Raw genomic sequence first — 20829 nt, 5'->3', positions numbered from 1 at the left:
ATTTCTCAGATACTCAAATACCTTTTAAAAGTATGACAAATAACAGGTGTTCTGATATTAAAAATGATTTCTATTTACGAACTTTACAACGTTAAAAATAGTATTAAAATTACCAGTCTATTCTTTTGTTAAACTGATAAAATCATCCTAAGTTTAGGGTGATTTGTGTTTCTAAAAAAGGAACGTATAGGTAAAGGAAAGAATTAACAGGATGCTTAAAATATTAAAAATTATATGAAAATACTTCACACAGCAGATTGGCATTTAGGACATAGGTTGCATGAACAATCGCAATTTGAAGAACAAATGTTGTTTTTAAATTGGATAGAAAACTATATTAAAGCAGAAAATATAGATGTACTTTTAATTTCTGGTGATGTTTTTGATTCTGGTTCGCCATCAAATCAAAGCATGAAAATGTACTATAACTTTTTAATGAAGTTAAAATCAACAAGCTGTTCTTCCATAATAATTACCGGAGGAAATCATGATTCTGCAGGTACGCTAAATGCGCCAAAACAATTATTAGAAGCACTTTCTATACAAGTTGTTGGCAAGGCTACAGAAAATATTGAAGATGAAGTTTTTGAAATTGAAGTAAAGAATGAAAAAGTAATTATTGCTGCAGTTCCTTATTTGCGCGATGGTGATATTAGACGAGCTGTTGCAGGTGAATCTTTTGACGAATTAACAGATAAATACAAAACTGCTTTAATAAAACATTATCAAGTTGCAGCGAAACAAAGCCAGTTGATAAATACACATAATGTACCGGTAATTGCAATGGGGCATTTATTTGCAATAGGAGGTTCTATTTCCGATAGCGAACAAAATATTTATGTTGGAACTTTAGGACATATTGGCGCTGAAGATTTTCCGACGTATTTTGATTATATAGCGCTGGGCCATTTACACAGACCGCAAATAATTGGCGGCAATGAAAAGGTAAGATATTCTGGTTCGCCAAATATTTTGAGTTTTAGTGAAGTAAATTATGATAAAAAAGTACTTGTTTTAACGGTTGATGAAAATAAAATTACGGAGATTAAAGCTGATGTGATTCCTTGTTTTAGAGAGTTTTATAGGTTAACAGGAACTTTGGAAGAATGTATGAGTGCATTTCCAAATTTGGTTTCTAATTTATACGGATTAACGCCTTGGGTAGAATTTATTTTGAAAGAAAACCATACTGTAAATACAGATGAATTAAAAGAATTGGCAGAAAAGTATCCGTTTGAAATTTTAAAAATATCATTAAAAAATCAACGAAAAAATATAGGAATTGAAGAACTATTAGAAAATACAAAATCGATTAAAGAATTATTACCAACTGAAGTTTTTAAACTAAAATGCGAAGAAATGGGCTATAATTTAGACGAAAAACCAGCAGTTTGGGATGCTTTTAATGAAATTTTACAAGCTGTTAAAAATCAGTAAAAGAAGTTTTTTATGAAAATATTAAAAATAGAATTACAGAATATAAATTCATTAAAATCAGATACTCCTATAATTATCGATTTTGAAAAAGAACAATTTAAAGACGTTGGTTTGTTTGCCATTACAGGTTCTACAGGTGCAGGAAAAACCACCATTTTAGACGCCATTACAATTGCATTGTACAATAATGTGCCGCGTTTTAACAACTCAAAAGGTGCATTAATAGACGTGGTTAGTCATGGTGCATTTGAAGCTTTTTCACGGGTGGTTTTTGAAAATGACCAAGTAATTTATGAAGCCTTTTGGGGAATTAGATTAGCATCTAAATCGGGTAAATTACTAATGAATCCGCAAGAAGAAGTAAGTTTAAAAAACCTTACTACAGATGTTACTTTGGCAACTCAAAAAACCAATTTAAAAGATGAAATTATTAGAGTTACCCAATTAGATTACAATCAGTTTTTAAGATCAGTACTATTAGCTCAAGGAGAATTTGCTTCTTTTTTAACCGCAAAAGGTCCGGAAAAAGGAAAGCTATTAGAACAAATTACAGGCGAAGAAATCTATAAAAAAATTGGTCTGGGTGTTTTAGATAGAAAATCTAGGGAAGAAAATTTTTTAAAAGAGATTCAATCTAAAATTAATGCAGATGATATTTTATCTGAAGAAATAAAAAAGGAACTAAAGCGGAAGGATAAAGCCTTAGATTTAGACATACTTACCGCTGAAAAAGAGCTTACAGCAGCACAATTAATTGTGAATTGGTATGTTCAATGTAAGGAATTAGAGGTGGCGGCAGAAGCGTTAAACCAAAATTCTAAAGCTTTAGAGAATTTTATTCAGAAGCATAAACCAGAATTAGATTTGTTAGCGTTTAATGAAAAAGCAGAACCTTTTAAGGAGCTTATTCAGAATTTAAAAAGCACGGAAAAAGAGCAAATTGCTAAAGAAAATCAATTGAATGCTCTTGAAAAAGAATTGTCAATTTTAGCCCCAAAAATTGAAATTTTAGATAAAACTACCAAACAAGAAGATCTAAATTTAGCAGCTTCTGAGAAAGAATTTTCTGCTTGGTTGCCAAAGTTTGATTCGATTACAAAATTAGATGGTGAGCTGAAAAATGAACTTGCAGCACAACAAAAATTACAAGAAAACTTAGCCGAATTAACCTTACAAATAAATGCAATAAAGCTTGAGCAACAAAATTTAACAAAAGAGTTAAGCGAAACAGTAAGAAAAATTAAGATAGATGAAACCTTTATTTCTGAAAATGGATTTTTAAAAGAAGTTGCCTTAGAAATCTCTAATTGGGCAACAAGTTTAACCACCTTAAAAGGTAATAAAGAAACTTTAAAACTAACTTCTTTGTCTGTTGTTCAGAAAAAAGAGGCAAAAAGAATAACTACCGAAAGTTTAAAAACAAATAAAGAAAAACTACAGCAAAAAATAGTTGAAGCGGCAAAAATTGAAAAGGAAATTGCGAATGTTACTAAGGAATTAGGTAAAAATAATATTACTGATTTATTAGCTAAAAAAGAGACCTTTTTATCAAGTGAAGCACAGTGGAAACAGTTTAAAAATCTGGCAGAACAACATGCGAAATCTGAAAAATCAAAAATTGTTTTAGAAGCAAATCAAAAGTCTTTAACTACAGATTTAGAGAAGGTTCAGAAAGAAATTTTAACCGTAAATAAAGAATGTGAAGTGCAAGAAAAATTGGTTCTTGATGCTTCTAAAATTTTAGACCTAGAAAGAAGTGTTGCTAAATATGAAAGTGATCGTCATCATTTAATTGCGGGAGAACCTTGTGGATTGTGTGGCTCAAAAGAGCATCCGTTTGCAGAGAATTTAATTTCTATAAATGTGTCAAAATCTGAATTAGAATTAAAGAAACGTAAGGAAAAATTACAAGAATTCATCAATGATAAAAACAGATTAGATAAAATTGAAGTCCAATTAAATACAAATATTGAAAGTGTTACTAAGCAATTAAATTCTATTACTCCAGAGTTACAAACTATAGCATTCAATGCAAAACAGTTGCCTGTTTCATGTGAAATAAACAATGTATCTAAAATTGATATTGAGTTAAATGGGTTTACAGAACAACTAAAAATAGTAAATAAGAGTTTGTTAATTGCGCAACAATTACAAACTGAAGTAAATACATTGTCAAAAGATATTGAAGCACAAAATAGCGCTGTTCATATTTTAAAAACAACGGTTGCAACCCTTGAAGAAAAAAATAAAAATACTATTGATGATATTGCGGAGCAACAAAAGGCTATAGATACTTTAACTAGTATTTGTACTGATTTAGAAGAGGATTTAAAAATTAAACTTTCTAAATTTAATTATACGTTGCCATTGCCGGAGAAAACCAATATATTTATTAAAGAAGTTGAAGAAAAAATTACAAACTTTAATAAAGTTCAAAAGAACTTAGATGATTTAAAAGCAACTACCAAAGTAATAGAAACCAATGTAGATAATCAGACAAAACAACTTGTAAATCATTTAAAAACTCAAACGGCATTTATTAAATCTAAGGAAGATTCAGAACTAAAAATAGCAGAATTAAAAACACAAAGAATTGCCATTTTACCTATGGAAATTACAGTAGAAATCAAGAGAAATAGTTTGCAGTCTGTAAAGAATAAACTGGTAGAAAAAGCGAGATTGGGTAAAATAGCCTTGCAGAAATTACTTGATGAGAAAAATAAAAAAGAGACCTTAAAAGTTGATAATATTGCAAATCTAAAAGCGTTAATAGAAACGTTAGCATCTTTAAACTTAACTTTAGATGCTCAATTAAAAACAAGTGATTTTAACAATAGGGCATCCATTGAAAATGCTTTATTATCTGTTGAAGATGTTTTAAAATTCAAGAAAAATAAAGACCGAATAAAAGAGAACGAGGTTAAAATAAAAACATTAAAAGAATCAAATTTAAAGGCAAAAGAAGATTTGCTTAAAGCCAAAAATTTTGAGATTTCTGAAGAAGAAAGCAAATTAGCATTAGAATCTTTAAAGCTAAAAAACAAAGCATTAATATCAGAAAAAGGAGAAATTATTCAGGCTTTTAGAAAAGATAAAGAAATAAGAGATCGTAACCAAGAAGTGTATAAAAAAATAGATGCTCAATTAGAAATTTGTAATGTTTGGAAAGAGCTATACACCGTTATAGGAAACTCAAAAGACGCATTTAATGTGTATGTACAAAGATTAACTTTAAAGCATTTGTTAGATCTTGCAAACGTTCATTTATTTAAATTAAACAAGCGTTATTCCTTAAAAATGGAAGATACCTACAAGCCAAAAGAAGAACTTAATTTTAATTTGATAGACCATTATCAAACAGATCAAATGAGATTGGTAGACACTTCTAGTGGAGGAGAAAAGTTTATTATTAGTTTGGCTTTGGCCTTAGGATTGTCTGATTTGGCAAGTAAAAATGTAAAAATAGATTCCTTGTTTATTGATGAAGGTTTTGGAACTTTAGACAATCATACGCTAGAAACGGTGATTTCTACTTTAGAAACGCTGCAATCTCAAGGAAAGTTGATAGGAATAATTTCTCACGTAGAAAATTTAAAAGAACGGATTCCTACCCAAATAAAAATTACTAAAAAAAGTAACGGAATTAGCGTGGTAGAAATTCCTTAAAATGAAAACAATACATATTAAAAACAAAGAATTTTACGAATTAATCTGACATACATTAAAAAATAACAGGAGAAATAATGTAATATAAATATGCATGTAAACAATAACTATAGTTGGTAATACATTGCTTTAAAATGTCAAGAAAAAAAGGTATTTTTGTATTACAAGAAATCAAATCAAAAATTAAATTTAGAAATTATGAAAAAATGGTTAATTCCGGTAATAATTATCGCGGTAATAGGGTATGCTTTATATAGTTGGGCAGTAGGGTTTAATAATACTGCAGTAAAATTAACTGAAAATGTTTCAGAATCTTGGGCAAATGTAGAAACGTCTTATCAAAGAAGAAATGATTTAATAGATAATTTGGTAAATACTGTAAAAGGAGCAACAGATTTTGAAAAAGGAACCTTGGTTGCTGTAATTGAAGCAAGAGCAAAAGCTACTTCTGTAAACATAGATCCTTCTAACATTACACCAGAACAATTGGCACAATTTAATCAAGTACAAGGAGGTTTAAGCGGTGCATTAAAAAGCCTTTTGGTAACTGTAGAAAGATATCCTGAGTTAAAAGCAAATGAGAATTTTTTAAAGTTACAAGATGAGTTGGCAAGTACAGAAAATCAAATTTTAACAGCAAGAACAAGGTTTAATGAACAAACAAAACCGTATAATAATCACGTTAAAACCTTTCCAAACTCCATCTTAGCGGGTTGGTTTAATTTTGAAGGTAAACCTTATTTTCAAGCAGAACCAGGAGCAGAGAAACCTGTAAAAGTTGATTTTACTAAATAGAAAAAGATGTCTAAAGTAGAAGCGTTTCTTACCAAAGAAGAAGAGCAAGAAATTATTTCTGCTATAAGAATTGCAGAGAAAAATACTTCTGGCGAAATACGTGTTCATATTGAGTCTTCCACAGAAAAAGACCATTATGAGCGTGCGTTAGAAGTATTTTATCTTCTTAAAATGAACAATACAAAAGATGCAAATGCCGTTTTAGTGTACGTTGCTGTTGATGATAAAAAATTTGTTATTTGTGGTGATGCCGGAATAAATAAAGTGGTTCCTAAGGATTTCTGGAATTCAACAAAAGAAATTATTCAAAAGGAGTTTGTAAAAGGCAATTTTAAAGAAGGAATAGTACAAGGTATCTTAAAGGCTGGAAAAGAATTACAAGTTCATTTTCCTTGGGCAGTTGATGATACCAATGAATTAACAAATGACATATCTAAAGGTTAATGAATTTTATAAAATCACTTAAATTTTTATTTTTCTTCGTTGGATTTTTTTCAATTCAAACCGTTTTTTGTCAATTTACAATTCCAGAGAAGCCCAAAGAACAAACTAGTGTTTACGATTATGTAAATCTATTATCTAGTACGCAAAAAACAAGTTTAGAAAACAAACTTATTCACTATTCAGATTCTACATCAACACAAATTGTTGTTATTATTATAGAAACAACAAAAAATGAAAGTATTGGTATTCTTACGCCTAGATGGGCCCAAGATTGGGGCATAGGACAGGCAAAAGAAGACAACGGAATTTTAATACTTTTAGCAGAAAAAGATAGAAAAATTTGGATTGCTCCAGGGTATGGAATCGAGCATATTTTAAGTGCAGGTATCACAGGAGAAATTACCAGAAATGTTATTATTCCAGAATTTAAAAAAGGAGATTTTTATGCAGGTTTAGACAAAGGTTCTGATGCTATTTTTCAATTGCTGAATGGAGAATACAAAGGAACTCGTAAAGAAAACGCAGAAAGTTTTGACCCTGGGATTATCTTTTTTATCCTGATTGTCATTATCTTTTTTATTCTAATTTCTAGAGGAAATAAAAACAATAGAGGTGGAGGTTACAGAAAACGAGATATTGCCGGAAGCATTTTAGAAACCATTATTTTAAGCAATGCTGGTAGAGGCGGCGGAAGTTTTGGTGGTGGTAGTTTTGGCGGAGGTTCATCTTCTGGCGGAGGCTTTGGCGGAGGTTTTGGCGGCGGTGGCTTTAGTGGTGGTGGCGCTGGTGGTAGTTGGTAAAAATAGTATTTAATTTGTCTTTTGTTACTGTAATATAATCTTCAAAAAAACACCATTTAAAGTACTCTTAATTCTTGTGAAGCTATTATTTTATTTCAAATTAAATATGAAAAAACTTCTTTTACTTTTATGTATTTCATTGCAAATTAGTTGTCAAGATTTTGGACAGTTAAAAGTGCTGGCAGATTTACCAAAAAAGTTAGATGAAGTTTCTGGAGTAGAAAAAGATAAAAATTCTGAAATTTTATGGATGCTGAATGACAGCGGAAATTCGCCTAAATTATATGGTGTAAATCTAAAAGGACAGATAGAAAAAGAAATATATATTCAGACTAAAAACCATGATTGGGAAGATTTAACATCTGATGAAAAAGGGAATGTCTATATAGGTGATTTTGGGAACAATCAAAGTAAAAGAAAAAACTTAGTAATTCTTAAAATTACGCCAGCAGAATTGCAAAAAAAGAACGCTGAAGTACTTAAAATTAAGTTTACATACCCAAATCAAACAAAATATCCACCTAAAAAGAAACAATTATATTTTGATTGTGAAGCTGTTTTTTATCATCAAAACTACTTATATCTTTTTACAAAAAGTAGAGTAAAAAATAAGTATGGTAAAACTTCTTTGTATAAAATTCCTGCAAAAGAAGGTACTTATGTTGCCGAATTTATAGGTGAATATGACAACGGTGATTCTAATAAAAGTTGGATTACTTCTGCAGATATTTCTTCGGATGGAAACACTGTAATTTTACTTTCTCAAAAAAATATAGTATTCTTTTCTGATTTTAAAGAAGATGATTTTTTTTCTGGAAAAGTAGAGAAAATAGAACTAAAACATTTCTCTCAAAAAGAAGGAATTACTTTTAAAGATGATAAAACACTACTAATTACAGATGAAAAAGCACATGGAATAGGTGGTTTTTTGTATGAATTAAATTATAATTCTTCTTCGTTTAAGTAATTCTTTTTTTTTAGTTTTTGTACAAGCAATTAGAAATTAAAGGTATTTTTTAGTGCACATTTGCTGTTTTAAAAACTCAAAAGTGTATTTCAGCAATTTATATGCTGTTTATAGTAACTTTATTTTTAATTTTAGGGGATAAACCACCTGTATGAAAAAGGTAATTTCCTTATTATATTTCCTATTTTTTATTCAAACTTATTTTTCTCAACAAAGAGAAATAGATAGTTTAGAACTGCAAATTTCTAAAATAACTAATGATAGTTTAAAAAACCTTGAACTTATTAAAATCTCTAAAAATTATAGGAGGGGAAATTCTAAAATTCAGAAATACTTTATAGATAAAGCTATTAAAACCAGTAATATAGTTGATGACGAAATTTACAAAGCAGACGCAATTAGAGAGTTGTCTATTTATTATGGAGGAATAAAAAAATTAGATTCTGCTCTAATTATTTGTAATCAGGCAATAGCACTTTATGCAAAAAATAATGATGCGTATGCCGTTTGTATTGCCAAAAATGACAAAGCAAATATTCTTAACAATCAAGGAGATTACTTAAATGCCATTAAGTATTATAAAGAAGTAATTAGTTATTTAGAATCTTTAGGTCCAGACAAAGAACTAAATGTTTTATTTACAAAAATGAATATTGGCGGACTTTATAGCGATATTAACGAATATGATAAATCTATTGCGATAAATTTAGAGGTTTATAACAATCTTGTAACTAAAAAGAACCCTAGATTGTTAAGTAGTATTTGTATCAATTTATCATTAGGATATAAAAACAAAAAACAACTAGATGAAGCCTTAAAATATGCTTTAGAATCTGAAAAAATAGAAACAAGGCCTAGAAGTTTGGCCAATGTAAAAAGGAGTCTTGCAAATATTTATTCCGATAAAAAAGAACATGAAAAAGCTCACCGTTATTATAAAGAGGTAGCCGCTATTTATAAAAGCAATAATTTAGAAGACGGTGTATTTACTACTAATCATAATATGGCGTATAATTTATTAGAATGGGGCAAATACAATGAGGCAGAGAAGTATTTTTTAATGGCGAATAAAGGTATAGAAAATAGCCAAGAAGTAATTACAAAACAAAAAAGCTATCAAGGTTTATCAGAATTATATTATGTAAAAAAGAATTATAAAAAAGCCTTAGAGTATTATAAAAAAGAACGCGAATTAAATGATTCTTTATCGGGTATTGAAAAACAAAAAGCCATTAAAGATTTTGAGGTTAAATATGAAACAGAAAAAACACAACGCGAAAAAGAACTTGCCGAAAAACAAGTAGCAATAAGCCAATTAGAAAGTCAGAAAAACAAGAATTTGTTTTTAGGAACTTTAATTATTACAGGTTTACTACTGCTATTGTCATTAATTTATTTTAGTAGATTAAAAGCAAAAAGGAAAGCAGAATTCATTAAGATAGAATTGAAAGAAACTCAAAAAAGGTTGGCCATAGAAAAACAGTATAGAGATTCTGAACTGAAAGCTTTAAAAGCCCAGATGAATCCTCATTTTATTTTTAATGCCTTAAATTCTATACAAGATTATATTGTGTTGAATAAGAAAAATTTAGCCAGCGATTATTTAGGAAAATTTGCAGATTTAATTAGAAATTATCTTCATTTTAGCGATACAGGATTTATTTCTGTATCAGAAGAAGTTCATAATCTAAACTTGTATTTAGAATTAGAAAAGTTACGTTTTGAAGAACAATTACACTATAGCTTTAAAGTTGATACACAAGCAAATTCAGATACCATAAATATACCAACAATGCTTATTCAGCCTTATGTAGAAAATGCTTTAAAACATGGTTTACTGCATAAAAAAGACAATAGAAAATTACAAATTTCTATTACTAAAGCTTCCGATAAAATTATAGAATGTAGTATAGAAGATAATGGTATTGGTAGAGAAAAATCTAAAGAAATTAATAAAAAAAGAGAAGGTCAGCACAAATCTTTCGCTTTAAAAGCAACCACAGAGCGCTTAGATTTATTAAATTATGGTCGAGAGAAAAAAATAGGTGTAGAAATTATAGATTTATATGATCAAAACAAAGCTACAGGAACAAAAGTAATTTTAAAAATACCAATAATAAAAAAATAGAATATGAAAGCACTTATTATAGATGATGAAAAAAAAGCAAGACAAGTACTTCATATTTTAGTAGAAGAAAATTGTTCTAAAATTACCAAAATATTAGAAGCAGACAATTTGCTTTCTGGTGTAGAAATTATAAAGCAAGAACAACCAAGTATTGTGTTTTTAGATATTGAAATGCCAGAACACTCTGGCTTAGAAATTTTAAATTTTATTGAAAAAGAAGTCTATAATTTCGAAATTATTTTTACCACTGCGTATAGTGAATATGCCATTCAGGCATTTCAGCTTTCTGCCATAGATTATTTATTAAAACCAGTAAGACCCAGCCAAATAAAGGACGCTGTAAATAAGGCGCTTTCTTTTTTAGGGAATTCTCAAATTCATAAACGTTTAGCAGAATTAAAAACTAGTTTACAAGATTCTAATTTTAAAAAAATAGGATTGCCAAATGCAGATGGTATTAAGTTTGTAAACATACAAGATATTATTATGTTAGAAGCAGACGGAATGTACGCTAATGTTTCTACAATTAACGATGGTACAATTTTAGTAAGTAAACCTTTAAAATTCTTTGTAGAAATTCTTCAAAAAAGAAAAACTTTTTATCGTCCACATCGTTCTTATCTTATAAACCTTGCATATATAAAAGAGTATATAAAGAAAGATGGTGGTTATATTGTAATGGAAAATAATAAAACAATTTCTGTATCTAATGATAAAAAGGAAGAGTTTTTAACCATTGTAAGCAACATAGGTTAATTTAATTGTATAAATTTATTAGATAATTACTTTCTATTGAAAACGTCTTTTTTAAACATATTGTTTTTTTTAATTGGCTTACAATTTGTGTTTGCTCAAGAACCAGTTTCTATTCATTTAACAGAAAAAGACGGCTTACCAGATATAGAGTTTTATGATGTTTTAGAAGATAGTAAAGGTTTTATTTGGTTGGCTTCTGATAGTGGTTTTTATAGGTATGATGGTAAAACATACATTCAATATACCAATAAAGAAAAAAGAGGTCTGTCTGTTTTTGGGTTGGTAGAAGACTCATTAGGACGTATTTGGTGTACTAATATTTCTGGACAGTTTTTTTATATAGAAAACAATAAACTTAATACATTTATAGATTTACAAGAAGCGTTAAAAGGCCAGCTGGCTAGTTTTACGGTGCATGAAAACTATCTTTTAATTAACGGTCATTATGCTGTTTATTCTACGGATTTAACTACAAAAAAAGTTACAAAAATAATAAGTTCAGAAGCAGGTTTAAGTAATGTGGTAACCTTTAATAATACAGTAACTTTTGTTGGCTTTGACAAAACAATTATCTTTAATAAACATCTGGAAAAAACAAGACAGTTTAAAAATAATATTCATATTAAAACTAAATTAGGGAAATCTACCTTACAAGGCGCAACTCATGTATTCAAAATAAATAATTCTTTTTTTATCACTCAACAATTTAACAATGAGAATATATTTAAGAAAATAGATTTTGATACCCAAGAGATAAATGAAACAAAAGGCTTAGAAAATTTAAAGGAGAAAAGAATTATTAGTATCACAATTTTTAATGATAACTTATGGGTGTTAACCTATACAGGAATTTATGTTTTTGAAAACAATCAAAATAAATTTCACTTTAAAAAGCATATTTTAAAGGATGAAATTGTGACTAAAGTTATCATTGATAAAGATGAAAATTATTGGGCAACAACGCTTACCAATGGTATTTATTTAATTCCTAATATAGCCGTAGTTAATTATGCATTGCCTAAAGATATTAATGATATTACAGCCATTAATAAAGTAAATGATTCAATTCTCTTTTTTGGAACAAAAAAAGGAAAAGTGGGTTTTTTTAATATCAATACAGCCCGTTATTCTACATCTAAACAATTAAAGAGTAAGGTATCTGCAATTCAATATAATACTCATAAGAAATATAGTTATGTAAGTACAGATAAAGAATCTTATATAGTAGATAATAATACATTAAAAACAACCCGTAAAAGTAACTTACAAGGCGTAAAAAGTTTTTCGCGTATAGATAAAAATACACTACTATTTGGCACGTATATTCAATTAACTTTTTTAAATGAAGTTACTAATTTATTTAATAAATATTCTAATACTAAACGTGTTTACACAACGCACTGTAGTAGTGCAAACAAATTGATTTATGTTGCGTATGTAGATGGTTTAGTGGTTTTAGATAGTCAATTAAAAGCAACTAATATTACGTTTGATGGTAAAGAAATATCTGCAACTTCTATTACCGAAACTAAAGATGGCACTATTTGGATTGGTACTTTTAAAAACGGAATTTTAGCAATAAAAAATAATAAAGTAGTTGCACAATATACTACGGAAAATGGTTTGCTTTCTAATGAAACTAGATATTTAAAAGGGGATAAAAACCAACTTTGGGTGGCAACATCAAAAGGTTTACAGGTGTTAAATACAGCATCAAAAATCTTTAAAAGTTTAACAAAAACAGAAGGAATATTATCGTACAAGATTTCTGGAATAGAAATTTTACAGAATCGGGTAGTTTTATCTTCTAATAAAGGTATTTTTTCTTTCGATAAAAACAACGTATTTAAAACCATATATCCGCCAAAAATCTATTTTAATGATATAAAAATTAACGAAAAATCAGTAGAAATTGGAACGAATTATCATTTAGATTACAATCAAAACTCCATACAATTTGGGTTTAATGTGAACGGTATTTTGTACAATCAAAATAAAACCTATCAATATCGTTTGTTGGGGTATGATAATAATTGGGTTACTACAGATTTGGGTGTAAACCATATAAAATATAATAGTTTACCTGCCGGAAATTACACTTTTCAAATAAAGCCTAATCAAGAAAGTATTATTAAAAACATAGCCCTAACTATTCAATTACCTTTTTGGAAACAATGGTGGTTTGTAATGGTGTATAGCTTGTTACTTGTTGGGTTTATTATGTTTTATTACAATAGGAAATTAAGAAGAAAAGAAAAGTCAAAACAACGAGAAATAAAACAACTTTTTTTTGATAAAGAATTAACAGCGTTAAAGTTAGAGAATTTACGATCACAAATGAATCCGCATTTTGTGTTCAATGCATTAAATTCTATTCAAGATTATATTATTAGCAATCAAAAAGATTTAGCAGGAGATTATTTAGGGAAATTTGCAGATTTAATACGAACTTATCTGGCGCAAAGTACAAAAAGTAGCATTACTTTAGAAGAAGAAATAAATAGTTTAAACATGTATTTAGAGTTAGAAAAACTTCGTTTTGAAGATACTTTAGAATATACTTTAGAGGTTCATATTAAAAATACAGAAACTATAGGAATACCAACAATGCTTATTCAACCTTATATAGAAAATGCGTTAAAACATGGTTTATTTCATAAAAAAGATAATAGAAAACTTTTCATTTCAATGACTAGAATCTCTAAAGATTCTTTACAATGTATTGTAGAAGATAACGGTGTAGGCAGGAAAAAATCGAACGAGATTAATAAAAAAAGAGCAGAAAACCATAAGTCATTTGCCCTAAAAGCAACTACAGAAAGATTAGATTTATTAAATTACGGAAGCGAAAATAAAATTGGTGTTCATATCATAGATATTCTAGATAATGATAAAAATGTTTTGGGTACTAGAGTATTATTAAAAATTCCGATCCTTAAAGTTTCACCTTAATTTTTTAGCTTTTAGATTTACATGAAGTATGTACTTTAGAAGTTGAAATGCTTGTTTCAGAAATTGACTCCATAAAAAACTTTACTTCTTTATCATCTTTGTTTCATAAAATTAACTAAAAACTTTTATTATGAAAACAAAAATATATTTAATACTCCTTTTAGTAAGTTGTATCTCTTTTGCACAAATACCTACTTCAGGTTTACAAGCAATGTATGAATTTACAGGAGGAAGTTTCACAGATGTTGCAAATAACAATTTTACTTTGGCTCTTGGTTCACTAGCAATTGATACTTGAGATAATTCTAAAATTCCAACATGTAAAACTAAAGATTTAGAAGGAAACATTCGATTTTTTAATACGACAGTAGATATGGGATCTTATGAGTTTGATGGGCCGCCTTTAGATACTGAGGTTTTTAGCCTACTAGAAAATGAAGTAATAGTGTATCCAAACTCAGTATTATCTGATTTAATTATTAAAATTCAATCTAAAGATGGAGTTTCTTCTTCTAAAAGATTTATTAAGAAATAAACGATATACCTTATGAAAAAATATATTATAACACAGTTATTAATTGTGATGACGTTAGTTTGTCACGGTCAAACGCCAACAGAACATATTTTAGGATTAAATGCAGATGATAGAGAAAGGGTGGTAGATTTAAATGATACAGGAACAATAATTGCCATCGGGAGCCCTAATTTTTCAAACAATAAAGGACGCGTTAGAGTTTTAGAGAAAATTGGTGGTTCATGGGTTGCTAAAGGTAGTATTTTATTAGGATCTGGATCAAGTTCTGCAAACCAAATGATTTTTGGTATTTCAGTGGCAATTAGCAATGATGGTAATCATTTAGCTGTTGGTGCATCAGCTTTTCAGCAAGGTACAAGTAATAGAGGTAGATTGTATTTATATGAGTTTGTAAATAACGATTGGGTCTTGAGATTTACAGATACTGGATCCTCAAATGGTAGATTGGGAATAAGTTTAGATATGAATGGCCTTGGGGATGTAGTTATCGCAGGTGCGCCAACTTCTACTCAAGGTTGGGGGCCTGAAGCAAAATTCTATACAAGGTCAGGAAGTACTTGGACCTTAAGAGCTTTACGTAATTTAGCAAATAATTCAGCTTTTGGTTATGCTGTTTCCTGCAATAGTGCAGGAGATATGTTTGCTGTAGGAGCACCTGATTATAATGGTACTACAGGGCTTGTTCGTTTGTTTAGTTTTAATAAATCTACTGGCGCAACAGCAATTTTACAAACTATAAATGGTTCGGTATCAGGAGGCAGGTTTGGTCGTCATGTTAATTTTAGTGGTGATGGTAGTACACTAATTGTAGGAGCGCCGTTAGAAAATGCAAATGGATTCAATAATGCTGGAGCTACTTATATTTATGAAAATTCTGGCAGTAGTTTTTCATTAGTACATAACATAAAAGGTGAAAATGCAGAAGATCAATTAGGATTTAATACAGCAACAAATGATGACGGATCACTCATTGCTATTAGCGCACAAGGGCGCGATGTTGGTTGTGGTGCAGATTATGGAAGCTTTTACTCGTTAACAAGAAAACCTTCTGGATATCAACAAAATGGCTTGCCTGTTATTGGCGCTGCTCCAGAGAATTACGCGGGGTTAGGAATGTCTATGAATGCAACTGGAAGTATTTTAGCGGTTAGCGAGAGAGATGATGACACCAATGGTAATAATGCAGGTAAAATTCAATTTTACAATAATACTATAAGCTCTCCAGAAATTACCTATTATTCGGCAGCTGTTAAAACACATTTATTAAGTAACTCATTATTAAATACCAATGGAGATGGAATTATTGAGGAAAACGAAGCTAAAAATTTTACAGGCACCTTAAACCTAGACAATCTTGGATTAACAGATTTAAAAGTTCTTATTAACTTTCCTTTGATAACGGGGTTAGAAGCTAGCAATAATAATTTTTCAAGTATCAATCTTAGTACAAAAATTGCGTTGTCTTCTGTTCGCATAGAAAACAATCCTGCGTTAGCATCTATTGTATTTCCTGCTTCTTGTATTGAAAATGTTTATTTAAGTGGAAATAACTTTCAAAATATTGATTTTTCCACATACACAAATCTTGTTGCTGTAGATTTAAGTCAGAATAATTTAAATGCATTAGACTTACGCAATGGTAACAACCCACAAATAGATGCTAATATTTTTGATATTACGGGTAACCCAAATTTAGTTTGTGTATTTGTAGACAATGCAACCACTTCTACTCAAAACTGGACACAGAAAGATGCACAAATGCATTATGTAACTACTCAACAACAATGTACTAATTTAACAAGTACAACGTGGTTAGGTACCACAAATAATGAATGGCATTTATCTGCAAATTGGAGCAACGGAATACCTACTGCATCATTAAATGCAATTATTCCAATTCCTTTTTATCCTACAATGAGTTCACAATTATTTATTACAAAAGATTTAGAAATTCAGTCTGGAGGTTTGTTAAGTATTTTACCAGAGCAAAAATTAACAATAGAAGGTAATTTAACTCAAAGTGGTACTTTAACCATAAACTCTGATGCTTCTGCAAGTGGTTCTTGCATTGTAAAAGGTAGCGCTATAGGTGACATAACATATAATAGATATGTAACTAGTATTTGGCATATTATTTCATCAATGGTTACAGACCAAAGTTTAAATGATTTTGTTACAAATGCAGCAAATAAGATAACTAATTATATTCCTGCTGGAAGTACTGATACCAAATATGCATTAGGTACTTACGCTCAAGGGGCAAATAGTTGGATATATTATTCTTCTTCAGACATTGTTGCTGCCGGAGATTTTGGTGAAGCTATAGGGTATAGTTTAAAAAGAGATGTGGCAGGAACCGTAGCGTTTACAGGTAAATATAGAGATGTAGATGTCAGTGCAACAGTAACTCCTGCAACGGGTACTTCTTTAGGTTATAGAAGTTTAGGTAATCCTTATTCATCTTTTATGGATTTAAATGTAGCTGGTACTAATTTTTTAACGTTAAATGACAGTGCTTTATTACCAGGGCATAAAGTAGTTTATATTTATAATTTTGATGGTACTGGTGTTTATGTTGGAGTTTCAGATTTATCGCTAGACACCTATTTAGTACCTGGGCAAGGATTTTTAATAAGAACAGATGCTAATGGCGGTACAATTTCAATACCAGAATCTTTGCAAAGTCATCAAACAGGAGGTGCTTTAAGTAGAAATTCTTCTAAAATAACCAGAATTGAAATGAGTATTACAGATGGTACTCTTACTAGAAAATCCAATGTATATTTTCATGAAAGTGGTGCTAAAGGAATGGATAATAATGATGCAATTGTATTTACTGATTATGACCTTAATCTTTATTCTAATTTGGTAGATGGTTCTTATGCAACCGAAGATTTTTATACGCAAACATTACCAACCTTAGGAAATGAAAATATGACAATTCCTTTAGGAGTAAACGCTCCAACAAACACAGAAATAACGTTTAATTTTAACCATAAAGACTTGCCTGAAGGTTATATGCTTTACTTAGAAGACAGGGAATTAAATACGTTTACACAAGTAGATAATGGAGTTAATTATACAACTATTTGCAGTGCAAATGGAGTAGGGCGTTTCTATTTACATACTACTAAAGCTGTTTTAACTACAGATGTTACTAGCTTAACTAAGGTGTTAATTTATAGTGTCAAAAACAGTATTCAGGTAAAAGGAATTTCTTTAGGAGAAACAAATATTACTGTATATGACCTTTTGGGTAGAGTAATTTTGAAAGATCGATTTACTGATAAAAATATGTATGAAATTTCTACAATAAAGTTTACGAAGGGAAGTATTTATAGTGTAGACTTAGAAACTTCAAAAGGTAAAATAACTAAGAAAGTAATTATTCAATAGCATCAATAATTTTATGAAAGGGTGAATTTAGTAGTTTTATGAAATCTCGTAAGTAAATAACTTACGAGATTTTTTTTAGAAGTTCAAAAGCACATTTCAGAAATTAGGTGATTTATATGTTATTCATTAATTTTATATTTAGGGTATATAACACATAAAATATAAAAATTATGAAAGTAGTAATTGTAGCATTCAGTTTGTTTTCTTTGTTGTTTTTTGCTGAAAAGGAGCATGTTTCAGAAGAAATTTCACCAAAAGTAGAAGTTGTAATTGGTAGTAGTTTTAAATTGATAAACGATACCAAAGACAAAGTTAGTATTTATACCGGTACTGGTTTTGTATCATTAAATAAAGGTTCTAGTACAAGTGTTGGTTGTAATTTAGGGAAAGAAGTACGTTGGGCAAACAAAGGAAAAAAAGGCAAAGTAATTTTTAAAATTGAATCTAAGCATTGTGGAAAAACACTTAAATTATCTAAAATGATGGATTAAGGTATAATGTGATCTAATGAATTTTTTAATATGAAATATTTACAAGAATATCGGCTAGAACTATTGTTGCTAATAATATATAGTGTTTTAGGTATTGTTATAATTAATTTCTTTTAATCTTACATAAATCTCTAGAAAAAACAATTCTAGAGATTTATATACTTGTAGAGTAATAAGCCCCAACCTATAATTAAAAATAAACCTCCTAATGGTGTAATTGGGCCCAAAATTTTAATCTTTTTATTTTGTGCAGATGAAATAACCAAACCATAAATAGAAAATGAAAATAAAAAAATACCAATTATAAACGCGTAAATGATATAGTTATCTAGTGTAAGTTGCTGATGTAATTGAAAACCCAAAAGAAGCAATACAATGGCATGATACATTTGGTATTTAACACCTGTTTCAAAACTAATTAATTGTTCTGCGGATAATTTTTTCTTTAAAAAATGAGCTCCAAAAGCGCCAAAAATAACTGCTGTTAATCCAAAGAAAGCACCAAATAAAAGGGCTAATTGATTCATGTATTAAAAAATTGAAGAGGTTGTTTTTGTTGTAAACTTTTCTAAAAATAACATTCCTTTATAAGAGTTTCCTTTTAGGTTTAATTTCGGACTCCAAACTACAATACAATATTTATCAGGATGAATAGCTAAAATACCGCCGCCAACACCACTTTTTCCAGGCAAACCAACTCGGAAAGCAAATTCGCCAGATTCATCATAGAAACCACAAGTAAGTAAAATTGCATTTACTCTTTTTGCTTGGCTATTGGTAAGTACTTTGTTACCCTTATGGGTGGTAAAATTATCATTCGCTAAAAAAAGTGCTATTTCAGAGAGCTCTTTACAACTCATTTCTAAAGAGCAGATATGAAAATAAAAATCTAAAACATCTTCTACGTTATTTTTAATATTTCCAAATGACTTTATAAAATTACAGAGTGCAATATTTCTATAACCCGTAATTTTTTCCGATTCTGCTACTTTCTCATTGTAATTTAGAGTAGGATTGTTGGCAATTTCTCTACAGAAGTCTAAAAAATCTTTTTTCGGATTTTTAAGGTGACTTACCAAAACATCACACACTACAATGGCTCCAGAATTTATAAACGGATTTCTAGGTTTTCCAAGATCTGCTTCTAATTGCAATAAAGAATTAAAAGGGTTTCCAGAAGGTTCTACATCTACACGGTCCCATAGTTTTATTCCTTCAAATCGGTAGGCCAATGTTAGTGATAAAACCTTAGAAATACTTTGTATAGAAAACTTTTTATCGCAATCTCCAACTCCAAAAGAATCTTTTTGAATGGTTGTAATATATACCCCAAAATTATCAGGAGACACCGTTGCCAATTCTGGAATGTACCTAGCGACTTTACCAATATCATCAATGTTTTTTATCTCTAAATAAATGTCATTAATTATTTTTTTATAATTCTCCATATTGGTTTCTTCAGACAAAAGGGTAGTAGTTTCACTTAAATAAGCTTTCATCAACAAATAATTTTAATTTTTAATAACATGCAATTCAGAAAATAATAGCTTTTTACTTACAGTAAATATCTCACACCATAAACTAGTACAGCATGGGTAACATTAGAATGTAAAGAAAATCTTTTTGAAATTTTATAATCTAACTCAATGCCAGCAATTGGGTTAATTTCTCCAGTCATTAAAAACGAGTTTCTAAAGGGTATATTTCCAACATCTTTCAATCTACCATGATATCCATACATAGCTCCAAGGCCATATAAAATTGAAAATTTTTCAGAGATAGGTATAATTCTTTTGTATATGATAGCAAAAGTTAATTCTCTATAAGAATTTGAAAATGCGGCAACTTCAATACTTTTATAATTATACGCAGTATACCAAGCACCAAATATGTCTGGGTCTTTAGTGTGTGTGGCAACTGGCATAAAAGTGATAGAAGACTTTAAAGTGTTTCCCCAAACTTTTTTTAAAAAAGATTTTTTTACTGTTGTATCTCTTTTTATGGTTTCAAATTTGGTAAAATTAGGACTTTCTAGTACTCCAGAACTAACAGAAGAAAATGCTAAAAATGTTGATTTTTTAGTAATTTCGGAAGCATGAGCGCTAAATATTAAAAGATAAAATACAATTATAATATTGATTTTAAGTTTCATAAGTTTTTTTGTTAGCAAAAGTACTTTTTTTATTGGAATGCCAAAATATTTTATGGTTTTTATGATTTAGCTAATAACATGGCAGTTGTTTTGGGGTGTGTATGCGGGTTGCATGCATAAACAATTGTTTATTGGTTTTAGCAGGTGCAGGTATATTCTAAGCTAGAATACATAATGTTATTATTAAATTTATTTAATCAATAGTAGATACTATCCTAATAAAAAGCCTAACTCTTTTATCCATTAAATAGAATAGTTTTTCAGAATACTATATTACTTGATTTTTCATTTTGTTATTTAAAAGTCATCA

At 29.2% G+C, this 20829-nt stretch carries 16 protein-coding genes; 13 read left to right on the top strand and 3 right to left on the bottom strand.

Going from position 1 to position 20829, the window contains the following annotated elements:
- The first annotated feature begins 234 nt into the window (after nucleotides 1-234).
- From ACSHW5_RS00750 to ACSHW5_RS00690, 13 genes are all read left to right on the top strand, one after another.
- Nucleotides 235-1437 carry an exonuclease SbcCD subunit D C-terminal domain-containing protein gene (locus ACSHW5_RS00750; protein ID WP_435674186.1) on the top strand — a complete coding sequence of 401 codons (1203 nt, stop codon included), beginning with the start codon at nucleotides 235-237 and terminating at the stop codon, nucleotides 1435-1437.
- 12 nt (nucleotides 1438-1449) lie between these two features.
- Nucleotides 1450-5103: an AAA family ATPase gene (locus tag ACSHW5_RS00745; protein WP_435674185.1), complete on the top strand. Its 3654-nt coding sequence runs from the start codon at nucleotides 1450-1452 to the stop codon at nucleotides 5101-5103.
- A 198-nt stretch (nucleotides 5104-5301) separates the two neighbouring features.
- Nucleotides 5302-5898, top strand: coding sequence for a LemA family protein (locus ACSHW5_RS00740; RefSeq protein WP_435674184.1), 597 nt, complete (start codon nucleotides 5302-5304; stop codon nucleotides 5896-5898).
- 6 nt (nucleotides 5899-5904) lie between these two features.
- Nucleotides 5905-6342, top strand: a complete 438-nt coding sequence (locus tag ACSHW5_RS00735) for a TPM domain-containing protein (protein ID WP_435674183.1) — start codon at nucleotides 5905-5907, stop codon at nucleotides 6340-6342.
- Nucleotides 6342-7142, top strand: coding sequence for a TPM domain-containing protein (locus ACSHW5_RS00730; protein WP_435674182.1), 801 nt, complete (start codon nucleotides 6342-6344; stop codon nucleotides 7140-7142). Before ACSHW5_RS00735 ends, ACSHW5_RS00730 begins: the two co-directional genes overlap by 1 nt.
- 106 nt (nucleotides 7143-7248) lie before the next feature.
- On the top strand, nucleotides 7249-8109 hold the full coding sequence (locus ACSHW5_RS00725; RefSeq protein ID WP_435674181.1) for a hypothetical protein: 861 nt from the start codon (nucleotides 7249-7251) through the stop codon (nucleotides 8107-8109).
- A 151-nt stretch (nucleotides 8110-8260) separates the two neighbouring features.
- Nucleotides 8261-10237 (top strand): tetratricopeptide repeat-containing sensor histidine kinase, encoded by a 1977-nt coding sequence (locus tag ACSHW5_RS00720; RefSeq protein ID WP_435674180.1) that lies wholly within the window; start codon nucleotides 8261-8263, stop codon nucleotides 10235-10237.
- 3 nt (nucleotides 10238-10240) lie between these two features.
- Complete coding sequence (locus ACSHW5_RS00715; RefSeq protein ID WP_435674179.1) at nucleotides 10241-10993, top strand: LytR/AlgR family response regulator transcription factor; 753 nt, start codon at nucleotides 10241-10243, stop codon at nucleotides 10991-10993.
- Nucleotides 10994-11053: 60 nt separating this feature from the next.
- Complete coding sequence (locus ACSHW5_RS00710) at nucleotides 11054-13945, top strand: sensor histidine kinase (protein ID WP_435674178.1); 2892 nt, start codon at nucleotides 11054-11056, stop codon at nucleotides 13943-13945.
- A gap of 130 nt (nucleotides 13946-14075) precedes the next feature.
- A complete protein-coding gene (locus ACSHW5_RS00705; RefSeq protein WP_435674177.1) occupies nucleotides 14076-14243 on the top strand; it encodes a hypothetical protein in 168 nt (55 codons plus the stop codon).
- Between the two features lie 75 nt (nucleotides 14244-14318).
- On the top strand, nucleotides 14319-14480 hold the full coding sequence (locus ACSHW5_RS00700) for a hypothetical protein (protein WP_435674176.1): 162 nt from the start codon (nucleotides 14319-14321) through the stop codon (nucleotides 14478-14480).
- Between the two features lie 12 nt (nucleotides 14481-14492).
- The gene (locus ACSHW5_RS00695; RefSeq protein ID WP_435674175.1) at nucleotides 14493-17876 is read left to right on the top strand and encodes a T9SS type A sorting domain-containing protein; all 3384 of its coding nucleotides are present in this window, start codon (nucleotides 14493-14495) and stop codon (nucleotides 17874-17876) included.
- A 170-nt stretch (nucleotides 17877-18046) separates the two neighbouring features.
- A complete protein-coding gene (locus tag ACSHW5_RS00690) occupies nucleotides 18047-18367 on the top strand; it encodes a hypothetical protein (protein WP_435674174.1) in 321 nt (106 codons plus the stop codon).
- A 146-nt stretch (nucleotides 18368-18513) separates the two neighbouring features.
- On the opposite strand, the gene ACSHW5_RS00685 is transcribed toward ACSHW5_RS00690, so the two are convergent.
- The 3 genes from ACSHW5_RS00685 to ACSHW5_RS00675 form a co-directional block, all read right to left on the bottom strand.
- Complete coding sequence (locus ACSHW5_RS00685) at nucleotides 18514-18894, bottom strand: DUF423 domain-containing protein (protein ID WP_435674173.1); 381 nt, start codon at nucleotides 18892-18894, stop codon at nucleotides 18514-18516.
- 3 nt (nucleotides 18895-18897) lie between these two features.
- The gene (locus ACSHW5_RS00680; RefSeq protein WP_435674274.1) at nucleotides 18898-19815 is read right to left on the bottom strand and encodes a glutaminase; all 918 of its coding nucleotides are present in this window, start codon (nucleotides 19813-19815) and stop codon (nucleotides 18898-18900) included.
- Between the two features lie 107 nt (nucleotides 19816-19922).
- Complete coding sequence (locus ACSHW5_RS00675) at nucleotides 19923-20519, bottom strand: hypothetical protein (protein WP_435674172.1); 597 nt, start codon at nucleotides 20517-20519, stop codon at nucleotides 19923-19925.
- Between the last annotated feature and the right edge of the window lie 310 nt (nucleotides 20520-20829).

Source organism: Polaribacter sp., assembly GCF_051251875.1.
In the GTDB taxonomy this organism is placed as follows: Bacteria; Bacteroidota; Bacteroidia; order Flavobacteriales; family Flavobacteriaceae; genus Polaribacter.
The sequence above is the reverse complement of the archived record's forward strand: the minus strand, read 5'-3'. Positions and strand labels throughout refer to the sequence as shown.

Coding starts and splice junctions, on each gene's coding strand:
- ACSHW5_RS00750 (WP_435674186.1), top strand. CDS start 235: ATGAAAATACTTCACACAGCAGATTGGCATTTAGGACATAGGTTGCAT.
- ACSHW5_RS00745 (WP_435674185.1), top strand. CDS start 1,450: ATGAAAATATTAAAAATAGAATTACAGAATATAAATTCATTAAAATCA.
- ACSHW5_RS00740 (WP_435674184.1), top strand. CDS start 5,302: ATGAAAAAATGGTTAATTCCGGTAATAATTATCGCGGTAATAGGGTAT.
- ACSHW5_RS00735 (WP_435674183.1), top strand. CDS start 5,905: ATGTCTAAAGTAGAAGCGTTTCTTACCAAAGAAGAAGAGCAAGAAATT.
- ACSHW5_RS00730 (WP_435674182.1), top strand. CDS start 6,342: ATGAATTTTATAAAATCACTTAAATTTTTATTTTTCTTCGTTGGATTT.
- ACSHW5_RS00725 (WP_435674181.1), top strand. CDS start 7,249: ATGAAAAAACTTCTTTTACTTTTATGTATTTCATTGCAAATTAGTTGT.
- ACSHW5_RS00720 (WP_435674180.1), top strand. CDS start 8,261: ATGAAAAAGGTAATTTCCTTATTATATTTCCTATTTTTTATTCAAACT.
- ACSHW5_RS00715 (WP_435674179.1), top strand. CDS start 10,241: ATGAAAGCACTTATTATAGATGATGAAAAAAAAGCAAGACAAGTACTT.
- ACSHW5_RS00705 (WP_435674177.1), top strand. CDS start 14,076: ATGAAAACAAAAATATATTTAATACTCCTTTTAGTAAGTTGTATCTCT.
- ACSHW5_RS00700 (WP_435674176.1), top strand. CDS start 14,319: ATGGGATCTTATGAGTTTGATGGGCCGCCTTTAGATACTGAGGTTTTT.
- ACSHW5_RS00695 (WP_435674175.1), top strand. CDS start 14,493: ATGAAAAAATATATTATAACACAGTTATTAATTGTGATGACGTTAGTT.
- ACSHW5_RS00690 (WP_435674174.1), top strand. CDS start 18,047: ATGAAAGTAGTAATTGTAGCATTCAGTTTGTTTTCTTTGTTGTTTTTT.
- ACSHW5_RS00685 (WP_435674173.1), bottom strand. CDS start 18,894: ATGAATCAATTAGCCCTTTTATTTGGTGCTTTCTTTGGATTAACAGCA.
- ACSHW5_RS00680 (WP_435674274.1), bottom strand. CDS start 19,815: ATGGAGAATTATAAAAAAATAATTAATGACATTTATTTAGAGATAAAA.
- ACSHW5_RS00675 (WP_435674172.1), bottom strand. CDS start 20,519: ATGAAACTTAAAATCAATATTATAATTGTATTTTATCTTTTAATATTT.